Origin of the sequence: Vibrio tetraodonis (assembly GCF_003350295.1) — a bacterium.
Classification (GTDB): domain Bacteria; phylum Pseudomonadota; class Gammaproteobacteria; order Enterobacterales; family Vibrionaceae; genus Vibrio; species Vibrio tetraodonis.
On the sequence record NZ_QLYY01000010.1, the window covers coordinates 80,137 to 102,624 of the forward strand.

17 protein-coding genes are annotated in these 22,488 nt (G+C 40.9%); 3 read left to right on the top strand and 14 right to left on the bottom strand.

What is annotated here, in order from left to right; genetic code table 11:
• Positions 1-69: 69 nt before the first annotated feature.
• Entirely contained in the window at positions 70-843 is a 774-nt protein-coding gene (locus DPF90_RS07555; protein ID WP_114785726.1) for a substrate-binding periplasmic protein, read from the bottom strand.
• Between the two features lie 609 nt (positions 844-1,452).
• Between DPF90_RS07555 and DPF90_RS07560 the strand changes: the two genes are divergently transcribed.
• Entirely contained in the window at positions 1,453-1,635 is a 183-nt protein-coding gene (locus DPF90_RS07560) for a hypothetical protein (RefSeq protein ID WP_114785727.1), read from the top strand.
• A gap of 106 nt (positions 1,636-1,741) precedes the next feature.
• On the opposite strand, the gene DPF90_RS07565 is transcribed toward DPF90_RS07560, so the two are convergent.
• On the bottom strand, positions 1,742-2,053 hold the full coding sequence (locus DPF90_RS07565) for a DUF3634 family protein (protein WP_114785728.1): 312 nt from the start codon (positions 2,051-2,053) through the stop codon (positions 1,742-1,744).
• Between the two features lie 10 nt (positions 2,054-2,063).
• On the bottom strand, positions 2,064-2,510 hold the full coding sequence (gene matP, locus DPF90_RS07570) for a macrodomain Ter protein MatP (RefSeq protein WP_114785729.1): 447 nt from the start codon (positions 2,508-2,510) through the stop codon (positions 2,064-2,066).
• Positions 2,511-2,678: 168 nt separating this feature from the next.
• Here matP and DPF90_RS07575 point away from each other — a divergent pair, with 168 nt between their 5' ends.
• Both DPF90_RS07575 and fabA read left to right on the top strand, forming a co-directional pair.
• Positions 2,679-4,322: a S16 family serine protease gene (locus DPF90_RS07575; RefSeq protein WP_114785730.1), complete on the top strand. Its 1,644-nt coding sequence runs from the start codon at positions 2,679-2,681 to the stop codon at positions 4,320-4,322.
• 91 nt (positions 4,323-4,413) lie between these two features.
• Positions 4,414-4,932 (top strand): bifunctional 3-hydroxydecanoyl-ACP dehydratase/trans-2-decenoyl-ACP isomerase, encoded by a 519-nt coding sequence (gene fabA, locus DPF90_RS07580; RefSeq protein WP_114785839.1) that lies wholly within the window; start codon positions 4,414-4,416, stop codon positions 4,930-4,932.
• A 72-nt stretch (positions 4,933-5,004) separates the two neighbouring features.
• On the opposite strand, the gene rmf is transcribed toward fabA, so the two are convergent.
• From rmf to DPF90_RS07635, 11 genes are all read right to left on the bottom strand, one after another.
• A complete protein-coding gene (gene rmf, locus DPF90_RS07585; RefSeq protein ID WP_114785731.1) occupies positions 5,005-5,178 on the bottom strand; it encodes a ribosome modulation factor in 174 nt (57 codons plus the stop codon).
• A 163-nt stretch (positions 5,179-5,341) separates the two neighbouring features.
• Positions 5,342-6,970: a DUF3466 family protein gene (locus DPF90_RS07590; protein WP_114785732.1), complete on the bottom strand. Its 1,629-nt coding sequence runs from the start codon at positions 6,968-6,970 to the stop codon at positions 5,342-5,344.
• Between the two features lie 5 nt (positions 6,971-6,975).
• A complete protein-coding gene (locus tag DPF90_RS07595; protein WP_114785733.1) occupies positions 6,976-8,895 on the bottom strand; it encodes an ABC transporter ATP-binding protein in 1,920 nt (639 codons plus the stop codon).
• Positions 8,873-9,115 carry a glutaredoxin family protein gene (locus DPF90_RS07600; RefSeq protein WP_114785734.1) on the bottom strand — a complete coding sequence of 81 codons (243 nt, stop codon included), beginning with the start codon at positions 9,113-9,115 and terminating at the stop codon, positions 8,873-8,875. Before DPF90_RS07600 ends, DPF90_RS07595 begins: the two co-directional genes overlap by 23 nt.
• A gap of 10 nt (positions 9,116-9,125) precedes the next feature.
• Positions 9,126-11,249 carry a bifunctional 23S rRNA (guanine(2069)-N(7))-methyltransferase RlmK/23S rRNA (guanine(2445)-N(2))-methyltransferase RlmL gene (rlmKL, locus tag DPF90_RS07605; protein WP_114785735.1) on the bottom strand — a complete coding sequence of 708 codons (2,124 nt, stop codon included), beginning with the start codon at positions 11,247-11,249 and terminating at the stop codon, positions 9,126-9,128.
• A 482-nt stretch (positions 11,250-11,731) separates the two neighbouring features.
• A complete protein-coding gene (locus DPF90_RS07610; RefSeq protein WP_114785840.1) occupies positions 11,732-12,283 on the bottom strand; it encodes a cell division protein ZapC in 552 nt (183 codons plus the stop codon).
• 177 nt (positions 12,284-12,460) lie between these two features.
• Positions 12,461-13,471, bottom strand: a complete 1,011-nt coding sequence (pyrD, locus tag DPF90_RS07615) for a quinone-dependent dihydroorotate dehydrogenase (protein ID WP_114785736.1) — start codon at positions 13,469-13,471, stop codon at positions 12,461-12,463.
• Positions 13,472-13,554: 83 nt separating this feature from the next.
• On the bottom strand, positions 13,555-18,396 hold the full coding sequence (locus DPF90_RS07620) for an NAD-glutamate dehydrogenase (RefSeq protein WP_114785737.1): 4,842 nt from the start codon (positions 18,394-18,396) through the stop codon (positions 13,555-13,557).
• 188 nt (positions 18,397-18,584) lie between these two features.
• Entirely contained in the window at positions 18,585-18,803 is a 219-nt protein-coding gene (locus tag DPF90_RS07625) for a DUF2835 domain-containing protein (protein ID WP_114785738.1), read from the bottom strand.
• A gap of 90 nt (positions 18,804-18,893) precedes the next feature.
• A complete protein-coding gene (gene pepN, locus DPF90_RS07630; protein WP_114785739.1) occupies positions 18,894-21,500 on the bottom strand; it encodes an aminopeptidase N in 2,607 nt (868 codons plus the stop codon).
• Positions 21,501-21,786: 286 nt separating this feature from the next.
• A complete protein-coding gene (locus DPF90_RS07635; protein WP_114785740.1) occupies positions 21,787-22,449 on the bottom strand; it encodes a hypothetical protein in 663 nt (220 codons plus the stop codon).
• Between the last annotated feature and the right edge of the window lie 39 nt (positions 22,450-22,488).

Here is a 22,488-nt window from a genome sequence, read left to right on the forward strand (position 1 = left end):
TTTCCACTTCACAGGTAATGAATATTACTGCGTAAACATAATAGTCACAATAATTACGAAACTTTTAAGTCAGTTGAAATATTTTAGCCCTGCTTGCCTGGTAATACTGTCTCGTACTACTTCTATCTGATCCCAAATGTCTTTCGCTGTTTGAGGATTAGCTTCTAGGAACTGTTCGCTTAATACTAGAAAATAGTCTTTCGTCTTTATTGCTGGATTAACTTGCTCTATATTCGTGATCCCCTGAACTGAAAGAAATTGTTGAGCCATAGTATCTTGTATAGCGATAACAGGCAGTCGCCCAAGTTTTAGCATACTGAACAACTGCTCAGTTGTTTTTACTTCATGAACTTTGAGCTGTTTGTTCTGCAAATCTTTCACTATTGAATATCCAAGATGCGCACCAATTTTATAATCAGATTGAGCAAAGTGCTCTCCATCCCAATCCACGGCTTGTCCTTCCAATGTATAGAAATAATATCCAATCGTGGCGATACGCTTTGTGCCATCCGGCTTATCCTCTTTCATTGGGTAACGAGCGTATTGAGCACGTTGAGTGTTATAGGAAAAGATAAACCCACCATCTACGTTTCCAGCAGAAACCTCCTCTAATACCCGCTTGCCGGGTAGACGAACATACTCAATATCAAGGTTTAAGATTTTGCCCACATGGTTAAGTACATCAAGAGCAAGTCCAGGAGGTTTGGCTATATCTGTCCCATTACCCAATTGGAATGGGTAAGATTCAATATCGGAATAGGCCAATTTCAGAGATACAGACCATACCTCGGCAGGAAGGATCAGAAACACAAACATACATAGGTTCGAAGTTAAACGCGTCATACTCACTATTTTCGTTTGTATAATACCCTACCAAAGCATAGAAAAGTTTAGCCATACCTGTTAGTACCATTCGGTGAATTTCTATTATCCCTATTGCAACATACCACTTTTTTATAAAGGTAAAACAAAAAGAACCGGCTCAAGAAGAGCCGGCCTGTTACCCGAAACAGCAAACGTAAGGCTTGGGACAACACCCAAAGCGTGAACAAGCTAACAAAATTTTCATATTATGAAACATAGATTTACCATGTATGTGATGATTTGCCAGTTATTAGTGCTAGTTATGGATAATTGAGTATTTAAGTGTTTTCTATTTGTATGTTTTGTTGTGCTTTTTTTACCTTAGTGTTTATTTTCATGGTGTTTTAGAGTGTCGGTTAGCCCTTAAAATCAGTCATTTAAAAATTGTAACTGTGAAAAAATACAACTCTGTATGTCGACAGAGATAAACTTGTCAAAACCTCAAAATGTGTAATGTGGGTGCGATTCTCGTGCCACTAAGTCTGTAACGATAGTTAATCTTAGGTTGCAGTTTTAGCAGGTGTATCGAAAGACTTATAGCAGTATTGTTAACAATAGGTTCACTACTGGTTGACAAGAGAGGTCGAGATGAAAGTACTTATTCAATATACTCAGACTGGAAAATATCGAGATCAAGCATGGGAAGCATACACTTTGAGAGCTAAAGGCGACTTACATGCAGTAACACCTTCGTATGCTGCTCAGCTAATCAAACAAAACAAAGCCCATTTATTTACAACTGAGGATTCAGACATCGTTATTGAGTCATAGCATTAAATGACCAAGCCGTTAGCGACCGCTAAATAAATGGCCGCTAACAGACCACTATTATTTTTGTTCTCATAAGATTTGGCTGTGGTCAATAGAGATAGATAAATCAGCGTGAGTGCCGCTTTCCTTTCGAGAGAAAGCTTTGATGTGGAAATACGTTTCTAATTCTTTGCTGTGTGGCTTTCGGTATATGTTTTGAAAACACAAGTTTTGTCCCGCTTCTTTGTTGATAAACCTTTAATTCACCATCAAATGGGGTACGTTTGGCGATATCCATGACATTATGTCTGAACGTTGCGGGGAAATGCCCTTTCTGTTTAGATATCTGTCCCGATTTAAAGTGAATAAGTAATACAGGCCTGTCCACTGCGACGAGCCAAAAAATCAGTATCGCAGCAGCCAAAATCACATATAACATGTCGTCTCCCTTAGTCTAACAGTTTGCTCAAATCCTCTTTTAAACTATTTACCGCTTTACTTGCCTTCTCACTTCTTGATGCTTCAGACAATAAGTATTCAATGGCATCAGACAAGGTACAACCAAGCTCGTTGGCGCGGTTAGATAATTTTTCCCACACACGATAATCAAGATCTATCGACTTTTTCTTAGTATGCACTTGCTCAGCGTTAAAGTGACGCTTGCGTTTCGCGCGTATCGCTTGCTTGAGCTTGTTATCCAATTCTTCGGATAAGTGTTGTTCAATCCATTGAAGTACTTTTGTTGGGTCTGACTCGATCTTTTGTAGGTCGTTTACAGCCGCAATAGCTTGGCTAGAATCGATATGGCGGGTAATGGACTCTCCATTTTTCCATTTGCTGATCAGATAGTTCCACTTCCAGCCACATTCTAAATTTTCAAGTTGTTGGTATTTCATGGTTAGATTAGTTCCACTTCAACTATAGTTACAGCGTAACCCAGCTCTTTGTGAGTTACAATATCAATTATAGAATTAATCGACTTAGATCATTAGATAAATTTGCAGTGTAATCCCGAGTGGTTTTTTATATAATTCGGAGCCTTACCATGAAGATGAATAGCGCAGATGAATCAAGAAAGCTGGAAAGCAGTTACACCGCAATATACAGAGTTTGATGACGTAATTTCCAATTTTGAAAGTTTACCCGAAGTCAATTTCTTAGATATACAGCCACGTCTTAAACAAGCCCTTTCGACAGTTGCGGTTACACAAGGTTTTAACCGAATTCTGATTGTTAATTCTCCCGACAATGCTTTTTATCGCACCAGCATTCAAAGGTGTTTATCAAGATTGGTTGATAAACCTGTCCTTAGCACAGAAAGTATCAATATGGGGGATCTACTAGGTACGTATTCCTGCAACGAAGCTGGTGAAATTACAGGTAAAACTCAAGGGTTGATTGAAAAAGCGAATGATGGTTTTCTCATAATATCTGCAAATACCTTGCTAGCGAATCCAAGTAGTTGGCCGATTTTTAAATCTATTTTCTTGAGTCAGACATTCAGCCCTGTTTCTGTCACCCCTAAACATATCGCTAGCCAAATCCCTGTACATTCTTGGTCACTAAAACTCATCGTCGTCGGCAATCGCGACCAAATTGCTGATTTGGATTTCTTAGATGAAGATCTTTATCGTGGCATCGCTAATTATACAGAAATAGAACACGATATAGCAGTGACCGAGAAATCCATACAGCAATACTTGGGCTATTTATCATCCTTGGTTCAAGAGTTTGATCTACCCTCGCTGTCTTTTGAAGCAATACATAGGTTAATGGTTGCAGGAGCACGATATAGCGAAGATCAACGTTATATGCCGATAGAACCATTGTGGTACTTATCTATTTTTCAAGAAGCACGTTTAAATACAAATGGTGACATTCTCGATGAGATGGCGATCGATAAAGCCCTTGAAGCTAAGTATCAAAGAGAGTCATATCTACCAGAGAGAGCACTCTCTGATATTTTAGATGGGCAAGTGATCATTGAAACACAGGGAGAATGCATTGGTCAGGTTAATGGACTTACGGTAATTGATGTGTCAGGCCACCCTTTATCATATGGAGAACCCGCTCGAATATCCTGTGTAATACATTTTGGGGATGGAGACATCTCTGACGTTGAGCGTAAAGCGGAACTTGGAGGAAACCTTCATGCTAAAGGCATGATGATAATGCAGGCTTTTGTATCAAGTGCTTTAAAGCTCGAAGAGCCACTTCCCTATTCTGCTTCTGTCGTCTTTGAGCAATCATACTGTGAAGTGGATGGTGATAGTGCAACATTGGCAGAGTTATGTTCCTTTGTTAGTGCTCTATCTGAGTACCCCATTAATCAGCAGATTGCGGTGACCGGTGCTGTTGATCAGTTTGGGCGAGTTCAAGCGGTAGGTGGTCTCAATGAAAAAATTGAAGGCTTTTATCGAGTTTGTAAGCACCAAGGCTTTACGGGTAAACAAGGTGTTATTATTCCCAAAACTAACTTGAAACACCTCGCATTAAATAAAGAAGTTGTTGCTAGCATTAAAAGTAATGAGTTTCATATCTGGTCAGTTGAGACTGTAGATGAGACGATACCAATTATTATGGGCAAACCTTTTCGTGGTGATGATGAATCGAGCGTCATTCATAATATAGCCCAACGAATAGAAACCTATGAAAAACATGAACATCCACTAGGAATTGTGGAACGCATCAAAAACTGGTTCGTTTAGAGCAAACATTGTTCGTATTCATACTGATCGGAGTTGTTTAGCGTACACCTGTTCACTAAGATGCAGCTATCAAAATTTGGAGTGATTGATGATGCAAAACAAACGTGATTCTTATAACCGTGATGATCTACTAGCCTCTAGCCAAGGTGAACTTTTTGGCCCAGGCTACCCACAGTTACCAGCACCTAATATGCTGATGATGGACCGCGTAACTAAAATGTCTGAAACTGAAGGTGACTTCGGTAAAGGCTTAATTCTGGCAGAGCTTGATATTACTCCAGACCTTTGGTTTTTTGATTGCCACTTTCCAGGTGACCCTGTAATGCCTGGCTGTTTGGGTTTAGATGCAATGTGGCAATTGGTTGGCTTTTTCCTTGGATGGGTTGGTGGTAAAGGCAAAGGTAGAGCTTTAGGTGTCGGCGAAGTTAAATTTACTGGGCAGATTCTGCCAACAGCAAAGAAAGTCACCTACGAAATCCATATGAAAAGAGTCGTCAATCGTAAATTAGTTATGGGCCTTGCTGATGGGCGTGTTCTGGTTGACGGTAAAGAGATATATGTTGCTAAAGACCTAAAAGTTGGGCTCTTCCAAGACACCTCTTCTTTTTAAAAGATCGTTTAAGTTGAGAACAATAAAAGCCCCAATAATTGGGGCTTTATTTCGTATGTGGATTGTGTAATTTTATTTGTAGAGACCAGAGTGTCTATCTTCCCTGGCATCGCGCCAACCACCAAGCCAATGAGAGCGAGCATCCATCTGTTGGTATGGACATGAGTCCGTAGAGCGGCCATTTAGACCTGCTTTATACCCTTGTGATTGAGCCCTCTCCATGCGGTCACGCTTTTGTCTCTTCATAGTGTCGTCCTCATACATATCGTTTTTCTAACGTACTACTATTAACTTTTTGTGGAGTTTTTATTACCCCACAGCTAAGGATCGCTCAAATTTCCGCCTTTCTCAAGGTGTAAAAAAGCACAGATCCAAAAACTTGGACCTGTGCCTAAGAAGGAAATTTTGTTTACTTTCTACGGAACCCGAGTAACCCAATGACTACTAAAGCAAACCAACCTAATGAACCACCTTGACGGTCTATTGAGACAGGCTCTAAACCTCTCTGTTGAATATTTGAAGCCGTTGAGTTTTCAATCGGAACTAACTTAACTGCAACAATTTTCTCAGCTCCTTGTGTAGAACCATCATTACACTTAGAATCTAAGTAAAGCGTGTCGTAGCCACCCTCACAATAGTATGCTGTACCAGAAATTACACCGGCATCATTAATGTCAGTCGCGTCAATGACTCTAAACTGGTTGTTAGTGGAATTAGGGTTTCCATCGTTAACTAGGTCATCCAGATACCAAGCTCTCCCATTCAAAGGTGCTTTCGTATTTGAGGAATTTAAAGGAGCAATAAAGGCTCTCTGGCCTCTCTGCTTACCCTGATCCCCATTTACTTCGGCATGTGTTTGATAGTCAATTGCACCAACGGCTTCATCATTGTTATTGATCGCTCCTGCCTTTCCATTAGCACCGGAGAAAAATATTGGGCCTGAAAATTCATTAAAACTACCGTTAGGGTTTGCCGGATCAGTGATATAGAACAAGCTATTAGCGTAAGCACTATTAATAGGTGTTGCATATTTAGCTTCGCCAATAGCATAACCATTCTCGTTGATAGCAGTAAATAGCGAGTTTAAGTAGCTGTTTGATGAAAACCGACTAACAACCTGCCTACTTGATACGCTAGGGCCTGATCGGTCGACAGTAAATACACTTGCAACAGGCCTCTCATCGGCGTCTGAGTTATAACCTACTGCATATGTTTGTGAGTTTACAATTGCTACGTCTCTAGCGCTACCTTGAGGCGTTCTTCGACTTTCTTCCGCAGCACCTTCCCAAGGAATAACAACAGGTGCACCGCCGCCAGTACTCCAGATAGCAGCAGAAGATATATAATCATTTGTATTTTGAGTTGATTGTTTGCTTACACTACCAACGATGATATCGTTTGTACCGTTTGACGTTTTTGCCCAAGCTTTACTCTGATTATAAGTGTCACGGTCTAGCGCAGTTCCACCTGAAAAAGCAATGGTCCTTTGTAACAAACTACCACCATAGTAAGTACCAATTGCGTCAGCAGCAGCACTAGTAAAATTATTTACGATAACATTGTTTTGTCCTGATTCTACTTGATCTGAAGAGTTTTCTATATAAGTGGATGAGTCATCAACATTACCATTGAGCTCTTGAGCATATCCCTGATTGTACTGTTCATCTGCCCATCTCGAACACCCTGCGTCATTGTAACCTAGAAAACTATTACAATAGCTTTTAAAACCATCATAAATAGACGAACCATCATTATCTATCAGGTCGTATCCTAGGTTATAACGAAATGGCACCTCATCTCGGTAGGCAAAGCCTTCATTGTACAACTTTTCTTCAAACGAAATCTTATAATTAGTCTGAGAACAGGTTGTGCCACTCCAACAATTTGCTGCACCTGGCTCAATAGCTACGCCATATGTTTTTGCATTACCATTTATCACTGGCTGATAGCCGTATATGTTATAAATGGCGGCATTGACGGAAAAAGAGCCTACTAGGGCCAGAGTAACAGATGACAGCTTAAAAATAGTCTTGCTCATTGGTATTAACTTTCCTGTTGCATTGCTTCTAACGCTTCCCAACGTTCAAAAGCAATTTCAAGCTCCTGCTCTAAAGCAGCAAGCGAATCTAAAATAGGTTGTGTTTCATCAATTGGCTTTGAGAAAAACTCTGGAGAATTGACCTTCTCTTGGGTTAACTCTATGTCAGCTTCTAGCTGTTCCAATTTTGCTGGTAGTTCTTCAAGCTCGCGCTGAAGTTTATAAGATAACTTCTTAGGCTTACTTGATACTGGTTTTGTTTTAGCAGATGGATCTCGGTCTGTTTTGGTAGGAACCGATATTTGCGCACTGCTACGCACTTTACGGCTCTGCTCTCTTTGCTGCTGCGCGTCGTGGTAACCACCTACAAATTCTTCTATCTTTCCCTCACCTTCAAAAATCCAGCTGGTCATTACCGTGTTATCCACAAATTGACGATCATGGCTAACCAAAAGCAATGTACCCTGATAATTGGCAAGTAAATCCTCTAAAAGTTCCAATGTTTCAATATCGAGATCGTTGGTCGGCTCATCCAATATTAGTAAATTATTGGATTTCAATAAGATACGAGCAAGCAGTAGGCGATTTTTTTCCCCCCCTGACAAAGCTTTAACGGGTGTTCTGGCTCTCTTAGGTGCAAAAAGAAAATCTTGAAGATAACTTAATGCATGTCGCTGACGTCCACCAACCATGACTTCTTGCTTACCGTCGGCCAAGTTGTCGATGACAGATTTTTCAGGATCTAAAACTTCTCTATATTGATCAAAGTAGGCCGCTTCTAATTTTGTACCACAATGCAACCGACCTGAGTCAGGTTTTAAATTCCCTAACAAAAGTTTGAGCAAGGTACTTTTACCGCAACCGTTTGGACCAATAAGTGCAATACGATCACCACGCATGATATTGAAGGAAAAATTGTTAACAATAGATTTCCCATCAATACCAAAGCAAAGGTTTTCGGCCTCGAAAACAATCTTGCCGGAACGAGAGGCATCATCTATTTGGATTTGCGCTTTACCCTGAACATCTCGACGATCTTTACGCTCTTCGCGAAGCTTTTTGAGCGCCCTCACCCTACCTTCATTTCGGGTCCTACGTGCTTTGATACCTTGTCGAATCCAAACTTCTTCTTGTGCTAGTTTTTTATCGAATTCAGCATTTTGCATCTCTTCTACACGTAGCATTTCTTCTTTTTCAACAAGATAATTGTCATAATCACCAAGAAATGACGCAAGTTGCCCACGGTCCAGATCGACGATTCGTGTTGCCATAGACTTAATAAAAGCTCGATCGTGTGAAATAAAAACAATAGAACCACGAAAATCTTTAAGAAATGTTTCAAGCCACTCAATTGTCGTTACATCAAGGTGGTTAGTCGGCTCATCTAGAAGTAACACATCTGGATCACAGACCAAAGCTCTTGCTAGTGCGGCTTTACGTTGCCAACCACCTGATAAATCTGTCAGGTTAATATGACCGTCTAGCTGAAGAGCGCCTAATACATTTTTAATCCGGTCTTCAAAACGCCAAGCTCCCGAGTGCTCCAATTGCTCTTGTACCCGAGAAAGTTTATTAATGTTTTGATCTGTAGGCTCGTTGGCCACTAGATCGAGGAGATCTTGATAGATCTTAAGTTGTTCTCCAGCTTCTGATAACCCACCGGCTACATAGTCAAAAACCGTACTTTCTTGATTACGTGGTGGATCTTGTTCTAAGCGTGAAACAGTGACATCTTGTGTAATCGTCAGTTTACCATCGTCAAGAGTAACTTCTCCCGCCAAAACCTTCATTAACGTCGACTTACCTGCCCCGTTTCTGCCCACTAAACATACGCGTTCATTTTCTTGAAGTGAAAAGTCAGCCTTATCAAGCAGGGGGTGATCGCCGTAAGCTAATAGCCCATTATTTATGGTAAGTAATGCCATTATTCTCTAACCATAGTTGTAGTTGTTGTACGTCGAATGGCCATTCAAGCTCTCTATCATCAATACTTAGCACTGGTATTGTGACGCCGTAACGTAAAAATAGTTCATCGTTGTTCGCAATATCGATGATACGAATCAAATGATCTACTCCTAGTTGTTGGCAGAGCGTAAATGCCATTTCACAAAGGTGGCAACCTTCTGTGCTATATAAGGAAATCATTGAAGTCCTGTTAGCCACTGTGCGAAATTACCCAGCAGTTGTGTATATGCTTATTACGAGCAAAGTCGAGAGGCAAAGTTTGTGAAGAAATATTCTTTGCCTCAAGCTTTAGCTCTCTTATTCCATCGATATCCATTTTAAATTGTCGCTTGTTGTTAGAAAAAACAATCATTCCTTCTGGACGCAAGAGTCGTTTGAGATTTGTCATTAGCTGAATATGATCACGCTGAACATCAAACGTTTGCTGCATTCGTTTGGAGTTTGAAAATGTAGGCGGATCAATAAAAATCAAGTCGAACTGAGAGTTTGCATTTTCAAGCCACTGTAGGCAATCTGCTTGCTCATATTTGTGCTGGCGACCTATTTGACCATTCAATCGCATATTTTCTTGAGCCCATTCTAAGTAAGTATTCGACATGTCTACCGTTGTTGTCGACTTAGCGCCACCGCAAGCTGCATGAACAGTGGCAGAACCGGTATACGCAAACAAATTTAGAAAATCTTTGCCCGCCGCCCATTGGCCAATTTTTCTGCGAGTTAACTTGTGATCAAGGAACAGACCAGTATCAAGATAGTCGTGCAAATTGACAATCAAATTAACTCCGAATTCAAAAACGTTCATGGTCCGTGATTGTTGAGATAGCTTTTGGTACTGGGAGCGCCCTTTCTGCTTTTCTCTCACTTTTAAAATGACTTTATTAGCCTGAGTCCCAGTTACTTGAATTGAAGCACGTATAATATCGGTCAATCGACGCTTCGCTTTTTCCTCGGGAACATTTTTTGGTGCAGCGTACTCCTGTATCACTAGATGGTCTAGGTATACATCAATCGCTACGTTGTATTCAGGAAGATCTGCATCATAAATTCGGTAGCAATCGAGTTGCTCTTTTTTGGCCCACTTTGCAATCTTACCGATATTTTTCTTCAAACGATTGGCAAAATCAGGAGCAACAACCATATCAGTTACAGCGTCACCATCGATTGAGCGCTCTTTGTCAGAAATATGGTAATTCTTTTGCTGACAAGGTAATGAACCATTATTAAGTTTGTATTGTTTGTCTGCCCTCATACGCAAGCAGCTGAGCAACTCGTCAGAACTAGAAAAAATTGAAGCGCTGCAGCCTTTAAATTCTGATTTCAGTTGATTCCCAAAGGCGGTATAAAGCGCAATCAAACCAGGATGAGTACCGAGTCTTTCACCGTAAGGAGGGTTAGACACAATCGTACCAGAACTGAAATCCATTGGTCGCTTCAGCTCAGCTGCATCTCCCACTTCGAAACAAATAAGAGACTCAACGCCCGCCCTGCGCGCATTATCTTTAGCAGTTTGAATTACACGCGGGTCATTATCATAACCATAAATTTTAGCGTCAATTTTATTGACACCTTTTCTCGCTTGAACAGAGGCTTCTGCTTTTACTTGTAGCCATACGTCTGACTCAAAATCTTCTAACACTTCAAAGCTGAACTTCTCACGTTTTATTCCCGGTGCGATATTGGCTGCCATCATCGCTGCTTCAATAACAATTGTGCCTGAGCCACACATAGGGTCCAAGAGTGGTGTTTTCATATCCCAACCAGAACGCGAAAGAATCGCTGCTGCAAGCGTTTCTCTTAATGGTGCCTTTCCTGATTCTGTTCGGTAACCTCGTTGGTGTAATCCCCCACCAACCATATCTATTCCAAGTAATGCTTTATCTTTATGGAGGCGTAGATGAACCCTTAGATCTGGCCGATCTTTACTGATCGACGGTCTTGGTAAGTCTTTTTTGCTAAACGTATCAACTATAGCATCTTTAATTTTCATCGCACCATATTGGCTATTACGAATCTCTTGGTTAGTTCCTTTAAAATCAACGATAAACTTGTTGGAACTGTTAAAGTGTTTAACCCAATTGACCGCTGAACTTGCGAGATATAAATCCATATCGTCATTACAAGTAAACTCTGAGAGTACGCGAACAAACCGAGAAGCTAAACGGCTCCATAAGCAACAGCGATAAATTTGTTCGTTAGAAGCTTTAAACTTAACTCCAGCTTGAACTGGCTTGGCGTTGTCTATCCCTAGCCTACTTAACTCTTCAACTAACAGATTTTCTAGCCCATTGGACGTAACCGCAAGATATTGATGCATAGTGTTCTTAGATAAATGGAAATCAATCAAAGATTATACCTGTATAGCGGCTATATAGTTAGCCAATTCCGGCCAAATATTGTAATGAAATCCCTGATCGCATGAAACTTGCTCATAAATTTCTGTACATCCGCTACGCGTTTACTGAAGGTTAAATGCTTTACCAAAGATAGTATCTATGAAATACAAACGAAACGTTGTCATCATACTCAACTAACATAACATCAATAGCACACCACATAAATGTATATTTATTCATTGCCAATCTGGTATATACCAGCCAACTATAGTTATGAAATTTAATAACAAAATAACGCTAATAGAGGAATAAATGATGATTTGTCACTTAAAAGGAATGACAAAAAAACGATTTTTGCTAACAAAATTAATGATTATTTAGGAGGAAAATAACCAATTTGTGATCTTAGATTAAAAAAATATCGGCAATAAGCCGACCGGAATAAACGAAGGGAACAAGTACATTAACTTACGAGGGCGATGGCGTGTACACCATTTGACAGAGTATGGTTGGCAGTGGACATTCGGTCATGCATTACTTTAATCGCTTGGCCAAATTTGAGTGATTTTATTCCATCCAAGATAAAACTATTTTGACAGACGAGCGAGCACAGGCTTGCACTATCCCCTACTTCTAACACGATAAAGTAACTCTCACCATAATCGTTCGATAATTGTACAAAATCGCCCTCTTCAGGCGTGTAGCCACCATCGCTAGCTAGATTGAAAAACCAGCTCTTTGGTTGGACTGGCTTATGAAAACGTTTGGCTGCTGCACAATATAGAGCGAGCTCTGCTTGTCTGGGTTCCGAAAGGTTGAGAAGAGATATTTGTTCTCTGTAAGTTTGGAATGCAGATGCGTCATCAACTGAGAATTCATTGATACCAATTGCACAATCCACGATCAATTTTTTTGACAGGTTGGTTCTGAATACGATGTCGTCACCTAAGTCGAGCATTAAATGCTGCTCCGCATCATCATAGTACCAAGTCCATTTATCGCTCGGTTTAAGCATCATAACCATCTCGTCCAAATTTCAATCTTCTTAAGTGTGCTGTCGCCTACTCTAAGTACTGCTGATCAAATTTTATGTACTATCTATTGAAAAAAAAGAGGAAATGACATGTCATTTCCTCTGTAAAAAACGAGTTTAAACTTCTTGATTTTTATGTGACGGCGTCACATCGTGTTTTTATAAATTTTTCACTATATCACGAACAAGACCAGGGCCATGGTAGATAAATCCAGAATACACTTGGACTAGTTCTGCACCAGCCATCATTTTTTCTTTCGCTGCAACATAAGAATCGACACCACCTACTCCAATTACTGGAATTTGATCTTTAAGCTTCAGATGTAAAAGACGAACAACCTCTGTACTTCTCTGTTGAACAGGACGTCCACTTAACCCCCCTACCTCACTAGCATGTTTCATTCCCTCAACAATACTGCGATCAAGAGTTGTATTGGTTGCAATTACCCCATCCATATTATTTTTGATTAGAGAATCACATATCTGCGTTATTTCCTCGTCACTCAAATCAGGAGCAATCTTAAGTGCTAATGGAACGTATTTGTGGTGTTTTTCCGCAAGTTCTGACTGTTTTAGTTTTAGTTCAGATAAAAGCTCATCTAGAGCTTCACCATATTGAAGTGAACGTAGCCCTGGTGTGTTTGGAGAAGAAATATTGACCGTTATATATCCCGCATATTGATACACCTTTTCCATACAAATAAGGTAGTCTTCTGCTCCCTTCTCTATTGGAGTATCTTTATTTTTTCCTATATTAATCCCTAGAACACAATTAAAGTTTGCTTTCTTGACGTTCTCAACCAGGTTATCGACTCCTCGATTGTTGAATCCCATTCGGTTAATAATTCCTTCGGCTTCAACTAGACGAAAAAGACGCGGCTTTTCATTACCTGACTGAGGCCTAGGTGTGACAGTCCCAACTTCAACGAATCCAAATCCCATCGCATCAAAAGCTTCTATGCATTCACCATTTTTATCTAAGCCTGCAGCAAGGCCTACTGGATTGCGAAATGAAATACCCATACATTCGACTGGTCGATTGGGTAGTAGTTGACGATAAAAAAGATCGAGAGGAGTACCGGTAAAACGTTTGAAGTTTTCGATTGCGAGATCATGTGCCTTTTCGGCATCAAGTTGAAAAAAGCCAGCTCTGGCTAGACGGTAAAGCATTGTGCCTCCGATAGAAAAAAGCCCCGTACAAACGGGGCTATATTATTTACTGTTTTACCGCATAATTCAACGAAATATGTTTGTTACTCGTTGGCCGCGCAATTTAAGTTGAGAAGCATAAGCTCTCGCAAAGCAACTGAGAACTTCGCAAATTCATGCACTGAGCCTACTTTAAACTCATTGAGAATATTTTCCCATCGATGCAAGGATACTTCGTTAGTCGAAATCCAGTCATCGAGAGCTTTCATCACATCAAGATCTTTTGGAGCACAGTGACAATTTAGAACCTGACCCGTAAGCTGTCTTTGCTGCCAATCTAAATCTTCTCTAAAGGCTGCCCGCGCAAGTGCCTGCCAATTATTATCAACGGCTTGAGCGTTTATTTGGTTTAGGAACCAGTGCAATGACAGCCTGTCACCCAAATGGAAGTAAAGCTGAGCAACTTGTTCAACCGAAATACCAGTCTCTCGAACGACAGTAGAGATATCAAAGACCGAATATAAACTAGATAAGCGAGATACGTAGATAGCGATATCAGGTCTAATGCCTTGATCAATCCATGATTGAGCCATCTGTTTATGTTCTTCAACTTCCGCAGGAACAAGAATATCATCCAACTTAGCATTGATAATGTCTACATCACCTTGGTATAACTCAACGAGTGCTTTAACGCATTGGCGCCCCGTTCTATTGCGCAATACCCAACGTGACAATCGTCTCATTGTTCTGCGCACATAGAACATCATATCGTACTGAGCATCTGTTGAAGCCTTATTGTCGAGTGCACGCAGTGAAGTTAACACCTTGTCTAAACCAAAGATTTCACGACAAGCAGCGTATGCATTAGCAATATCGACAATATGCGCTCCTGTTTCCTCTTGCATACGAGTTACATAGTTACAACCCATTTCGTTAACCATCTGGTTAGCAAGGGCTGTCGCGATGATCTCTGCTCTTAATGGATGATTATCCATTTGCTTGATATAGTTACGGCGTAACTCTGTAGGGAAATAATTGACCAGCTGCTGAGCATGATAGTCATCATTAGCGATATCATCGTGCACTAAATCTTCTTTAAGAACCATCTTTCCGTAAGCAACAAGAACTGCGAGCTCGGGGCGAGTAAGTGCTTGGCCTAACTTCTCTCTTTCGAGAAGAGTCTCGTCATCAGGAATATATTCTAGAGCACGATCCAAATGGCCTGCTTTTTCCATATCATGAATAAAGCGGATTTGTTCTTTGACAAGGCCTGTACCACGCTGTTCTGTCACTGATATCGATTCAGATTGGCAATAGGCATCATCTAATACAATCTCACCTACTTCGTCTTCCATCGATTCTAGGATCTTGTTTCGTTGTTTAACAGTCAGGTCGCCATTTGCTACAAGTCCATTAAGGAAGATTTTAATGTTGACTTCATTATCTGAGCAATCCACTCCGCCAACATTATCGACGAAATCGGTGTTTACACGGCCGCCAGTAAGCGCATACTCAACTCGTCCCAGTTGTGTCATACCCAAGTTACCGCCTTCACCGACTACTTTAGCCCTCAGATCTCGACCATCAATACGTAAAACGTCATTAGCCCGATCGCCGACATCTGTATGAGTCTCATTCACGGACTTAACATAAGTACCGATACCACCATTCCATAGTAGGTCCACTTCCATTTTCAGAAGCTTCTTAATTAGATCATTTGGCGCTAAAGACGTTTTCTTAGTACCAATCATTTTCTGAATTTCTGGTGTAAGACTAATGGACTTAGCCCGACGAGAGAAAATACCCCCACCTTTTGAAATAAGCTTGGTGTTGTAGTCTTCCCAGCTAGAGCGCGGTAACTTAAACAAACGATCTCTTTCTTTCCAGGTTTTGGCTGAATCAGGATTTGGATCGATAAATATGTGTAGGTGGTTAAACGCAGCTTGTAAACGAATGTGTTTTGACAACAACATACCGTTACCAAAAACATCACCAGCCATATCACCAACACCGATAGCTGTGAAATCTGTTGATTGGCAGTCAATACCCATTTCTCTGAAATGGCGTTTTACCGACTCCCAGCCACCTTTAGCTGTGATACCCATAGCTTTGTGGTCATAACCATTGGAACCACCCGACGCGAAGGCATCACCGAGCCAAAAGTCGTATTCTTCAGAAACTGAGTTTGCTAAATCAGAGAAAGTAGCTGTGCCCTTGTCCGCCGCAACAACGAGATAAGGGTCATCTTCATCATGACGAACAACGTTCTTCGGTGGAATAACGTCACCTTCGATAATGTTATCTGATACATCTAAGAGCGCTCGAATGAACCGCTTGTAACAACGTTGGCCTTCAGCGAATATTTCATCTCTACCACTCAAATTATGTTGTCGTTTACAGACAAATCCACCCTTTGCCCCAACAGGAACAATGACCGTGTTTTTAACCTGCTGCGCCTTAACTAGCCCTAAAATTTCCGTGCGGAAATCTTCTTGACGATCCGACCACCTCAAGCCACCGCGAGCGACCTTGCCACCTCTTAAGTGAACACCCTCAATATCAGGTGCGTAAACAAATATTTCAAACGCAGGAACGGGTTGAGGGATCTCTGGAATTTCACTCGGCTTCATTTTCAATGAAAGCCATGGCTTAGGTTGTTTGTTACCGTCAAGTTGATAGTAGTTGGTTCTTAACGTAGCCGTGATCATCTCCATATAACGACGAATGATACGATCGTCATCCAGGCTTTCTACATGATCCAGCTGTTCTGTCATTGAGTTTATCAGCTCTGTTTGACCTTTCTGACTACCCTTATATTTGGGATCAAACCGCTTGGTAAATAGAGCTACCAAGGCTCGTGCCAATTCAGGGTAATGACTCAACGTTTCCTCAATGTAGTGTTGACTAAATGGGAAGCCAACCTGGCGCATATACCTAGCATAGGCTCGGAGAATAGAAATTTCTCTTCCCGTTAGCGATGCACCCAAAACAAGTCTATTGAAGCCATCGCTTTCCAGATCTCCGGCCCAAATTGCTGCAAACGCTTGCTGGAAACGATCTCTGGCTTCACGCAGATCGACATTTTTCTCGCTCTTATGAAGCATAGAAAAATCAAGAATCCAGTACACATGACCATCAGCCTTGCGGGCCTCATATGGCGATTCACCTATGACTCGTAAGCCAAGGTTTTCCAGCATCGGCATTACGTCAGATAGGTGGATTGGCTCATCACGGTGGTAAAGCTTCAACCTAACTGATTTTGAATCTGAAGCCAACTCTTGTGGACGATAGAACAGCATCCCTAGCCGATTTTCATCACTCAAAGCTTCAATACGTTCGATGTCTGCGACTGCCGATCCCGGTAAGACATCTTCTTTATATGAGCGCGGGAATGCGTGCAAGTACTCTTTAGCTAAAGGAAGACCTTTACTCTCACCAAAGTTTGCCACAATAGCGTCAGAGAGACGATCGTCCCAAGTTGAAGATGCTTCCATTAGGTTTTGCTCAATCATTTTCACGTCGACATCCATGTTGTTGTTATCAACACGGACAATGTAATGCGTGCGAGCCAATGGGCTCTCGGAGAAATAGGTAGTGAATTCAACTTCATTATCACAGCCAAAATATTTCTGGAGGATCTGCTGTGTTTGACGTCTAAGTTCAGTGTTGTAACGATCTTTAGTGACATAAACCATACAACTAAAGAAGCGACCAAATGGGTCCTTGCGTATGAAGAGTCGTAGCATGTCACGGTCTTGCATCTGCACGACGCCCATACCAACTTCTAACAAGTCATCTTCATGAGCCTGCAACAATTCATCGCGTGGATAATTTTCTAGGATATTGTGTAGTGCTTTAAATGCGTAAGAGCCTTCGCGATACCCACTTGAAGCAAGAATGCGTTCTACTTTCTCTCTGATAAGAGGTATGCTTTCAACACTTTGATTATACACGGCTGATGTATACAGCCCTGTGAACCTATGTTCACCAATAACTTTTCCATTCTTATCGAATTTCTTGATACCAATATAATCGGTATAGGCTGGACGGTGGATACGTGATGGAGTGTTGCCTTTTGTCATTATCAGCAAGAATGGCTTTTTGGCTTCCAGACGCGCAGAGTCGGGGAAATCTGATAGCTTAACGCTACGAACACGTTCAGTGTTGGCGAATAGCCCTAATCCTTTGTCTGCTGTCGGCCTTAACTCTGTATCACCATCTACATTGACTAAATCGTATTCTTTGTAGCCCATAAATGTAAAATTGTGATCACCTAACCAGCGAAGAAACTTCACTGTTTCTTCATATCGGTCACGCTCTATCTTCACGAAATCTTTATTAGCCTCAACCTGATTGGTCACCTCTTCAAGCTTTTCAACCATGAGTAACCAGTCATGGACAACTAGTGAAGTATCTGTAATGATTTTTTCCAATTCTTCGCGTAGCGAGGTCATGGTTTCTTTTGAGCTTAATCTATCGACTTCCATATGGAACAAGGACTGAAGCGTTCCTTTCCCTTGGTTAATCGCAGTAATATCACCTGCTTTACTTCGCTCAATCTGCGTTGGGCCATGAAGCATTAAATGAGAAGCCAAATCCAGTCGGCTCAATGCCATTTTCACGGAATCTACTAAGAAAGGTGTGTCTGGCACAACAATTTCAACAATAGTGTGGGTGGATTGCCATCCTTGACGACTTACAGTTGGGTTAAACACTCGTACAGAGACTTCGTCGGCTTTCTTTTCATTGATATGGTGCCAAAGGCTAATAATTGCACCATACAGATCAGATTCATTCCTTTCGACGAGGTCGTCATGCGAAATATTGCTAAATAAATGCTGAGCAAGTTGAGTGACAAGGGGTTGATGAGCAAGCTCGAGTTTGTCTTGAATCAGTTTGTAGACCTTTTCAAGCAGAACCGGCATCAAAGTTTCACGCGCGGTCATAATCACACTCCACAATTAGAATTTTATATATTTTTGAGGGCTGTTGTAAGCATAGTGCTTAACACGGGTAATGCCGCTTTATTGTAAAAGCTTTATTGATAAATGGTTAATTCTTTTAAGAGTGGTAGGAGGTGAAATGTTTGATAATGTGACTAAGGTTCTATTTAAAGTCTTATAGAATCAATTGTTCACAGCATTTCCAACTTTATAAACTTATTGTTTTGGTCAGTTGTCAGGCGAAAGCGCCCATTAAGACCTAATTGACTAAGAAATGGACGAAATTTAGTGGCGGGCAGTTGCAATCGTATCCCATTGTCTGTAGTTACAAGAACATTGCTTGCGATCCCATTGTAGTGTGCCAAGAAGGATTGATACGAAATGTTTAGCGAGAAATAGTACTGATTCATTCTTCTTTACAAACTGAGTGAGCATTCAGATTTTTGGTAATGGGCTTTGGTAGTAGCAGCGTGATTACTGCTACCACCTTATTTTACAGACTAAGAGTCCAGTGCCTTATTGACTTTCTCGAACAAATCCCTGGCGAGATTATCAAGAGATTTTAGTCGTTCAAGCTCCCGCCTCATGAGTGCTTGTCTCGTATCATCATATTTTCTAAACTTAAGCAGGGGATCAATTAATCGAGAAGCGACTTGAGGGTTACTCGTGTTCAACTCTTTAATTATCTCTCCAGCAAATTGGTACCCTTCGCCAGTTATTGAATGAAACTGAACAGGATTCATATTTAAAAACGAACCGATCAGACTTCTCGTACGATTAGGGTTTTTAAGACTAAATGCGGTGTGGTCCATCGTCGATTTAATGACTTCCAATGCATTCTCAGCAGGGTTGGATCCTTGCAAAGCGAACCATTTATCCATAACCAACCCATCATGCTGCCACTTCTCACTGTAGTCAGTCATCAGCTTTTCACGACCATGTAATTGAGCATTATTCGCTGCGCTCATTGCTGCAATGGTATCTGTCATATTGTTCGCAGATAAGTATTGCTTCTCCACTAGACTGTTTCCGTGCTCAGTATGAGCTAGATAAGAAAGTGCTATGTTACGTAACGATCGCTTGCCTATTGCATCATGTGAAATCGTATAGTCAACATCTTTTAGGCTGTGATAAATTGCACTTAATTCATCTTCAAGCGTATTAGCTAGCTTCACCTTAATCGCTTTTAATACTTTAGCAATTGCGTCAACGTCAATTTGGCCATACCAACCTGATACTTCATTGTGGCTTGGAAGAGCCATAATTTCGGCGATTAGGGCTGATTCCAAGGTATCAGAAAGCAACACACCTCGGAAAGCATCGATCAAAGACATGGGTAATTCAACCTCTGTTCCTGTTTGAACAGCGTTTACATTACTGCGAATATATTTCGCGAGTAACATTTGGCCTGCATCCCATCGTGAAAAGTCATTGCTGGCATGCACCATTAAAAAAGTCAGCTCTTCATCGCTGTAGTCATATTCCAAGATAACAGGAGCTGAAAATTCGCGTAGTAATGATGGTACAGGCTTCTCTGATACACCCTCAAAAACGAAAGTCTCTTTGTCTTTAGTAACATTAAGGATATTACTAACACTCTTCTCGTTACGCCGTAACTCAATGGATTGACCATTAGAAGCGTAAAGTTCTATATCCAATGGAATGTGCAAAGGTTGCTTATTTTCCTGATCATGGGTAGCAGAAGTATGCTGCGATACTGTTAAGGAGTATGTCTGCTCTGTTGAGTCATAGTCACTCTTAATTGATACTATTGGTGTGCCGGATTGACTATACCATAAGCGAAACTGCCCTAGATCTACACCTGATGCATCTTCCATAGCTGCTACAAAATCTTCGCATGTTGCGGCTGTCCCATCATGACGTTCAAAATACAGTTTCATTCCTTTTTGGAAAGCCTTTTCACCAAGTAAAGTATGCATCATTCTTATCACCTCACTGCCTTTCTCATAAACGGTAAGGGTGTAGAAGTTATTCATTTCAATAACTTTCTCTGGACGAATGGGATGCGACATTGGGCTTGCATCTTCTGCAAATTGAGGGCCTCGAATAATACGAACATTATTGACTCGATTAACAGCCCGAGAGCCTAAGTCTGATGAAAACTCTTGATCTCTGAATACGGTAAGTCCTTCTTTCAGGCTTAACTGAAACCAATCTCTACATGTAACGCGATTTCCCGTCCAGTTATGAAAATATTCATGGCCAATAACAGCCTCAATGCCAAGGTAATCTGTATCAGTCGCTGTTTGCTCATTTGCGAGAACAAACTTTGAATTAAACACATTCAATCCTTTGTTTTCCATGGCCCCCATATTAAAAAAGTCCACAGCAACAATCATATAAATATCAAGGTCATATTCCAACCCAAACCTTTCCTCATCCCATTTCATCGAATTAATCAGGGATGTCATTGCATGAGGTGCTCTATCAAGATTTCCCTTGTCTACAAAGATTTCAAGATCAACCTTGCGACCTGATTTAGTAATGAATGTATCGCGAAGGACATCAAAATCACCTGCTACTAGTGCAAACAAGTAAGCTGGTTTGGGATGTGGGTCTTGCCACTGAACCCAATGACGCCCATTATCTAATTCACCTTCGGCAATTCGATTACCGTTGCTAAGTAAATAGGGATAAGTTGCTTTGTCAGCAATGACTTTCGTTGAGTATGTTGCAAGAACATCAGGACGGTCCAAATAATAGGTAATTCGCCGAAAGCCTTCTGCCTCACATTGAGTACAAAAAGCCCCGCCAGACTTGTACAAACCTTCTAAAGCTGAATTGTTTTCAGGATTAATTTCAGTAACTATCTTTAGTTCAAATTCTTCAGGAAGCCCTGAAAGAGCGATCCCACCTTCTAGTCGTTCGAATATGGTCCACTTCTCATTGTTTACATCAAGGCTGACTAATTTGAGTTGTTCACCATCGAGGTAAAGAACGTTGTCTTGTTTTAATTGCTTTACCTTAGACGTTGCCGTCACTACAGTATTATGATCATAAAGGTCAAAAACTAAATCGATGCTAGTGATTGTGTGTGATGGCGAAGTGTAATCTTTACGGTATTTGGCTTGAGGTGTATGAGCCATGTCGAAATCCTTCTAACTAAAACGCAATAGTGTGAATAGCCTGCCGGCAAGCGATAAGCAAGTTTGGCGCTCTTTAATGAAAAACAAACTCCGGAACGTCTTCGCTTGGACCAATTATGTTAGCGAAAGAGCGTAAGTGAACTTAAAATCGGCTATCTAAGTATATCTGTGTTGAGCACTATAGATTTATACTCTTTCATGGACTGTTAGCTTAACCCTATACCGATAAAAAAACGAGGTATTATACGTTAATACCTCGTTTACGATACAACAATATGAGAGTAGCTTATCGCACCCGATTAAGTACGGCGTAAAGCGCACCTTCCTCCATCTCCAAAGTAAGTATGTCGCTGTTTAAACTATATCGGGTTTCATGCTCACCATTTTCATAAAGTAAAACTAGGTGCTCGCCTTCTGTATAATAAACACCTTTATGTATCGCTTCATCACCTTCGCTGTTACTCACTCTGAACATAAACACAAAATCCGGTTGCAAAATCAAGTCCATTTGCTGAACTTCACTGGCGACAAACTCATGCCCGCCTAATTTTGCACTGGACCACATACCCGCCAAAGCATTGGATAATGCTTTTGTAAATACAACCCCGTTCAGGTTGAGCATATTATGGTTGCTGGAATAGTTGTAAATTTGGGGCTCTGAAGTATTTAACCCCAGAATAAGTGTATCTTCATTCGCCGTGTACAACCCTTCCCAATGATCAACTGAATAATCACGTTTTTGGATGTCAATTTTAAAGCTGTAGTTAGAATCTAGACTCAATTTAATGGCTAAAAAGTTTTCTTCTGACTGCTCAGGATTAGGATTAACCAGATACCAATCGCCAAGTAAAAAAGGTTGGTCAAACTGTGTTAAGTCACTGTTATCGCGTACTTCATTAGCAAGACAAGATAGACTTATACATGTAAGTAAAACGCCAATCCATCTCATAGTGCACCTCGCTCTTTTCTTTAAGCTTAGGCTGAGAAG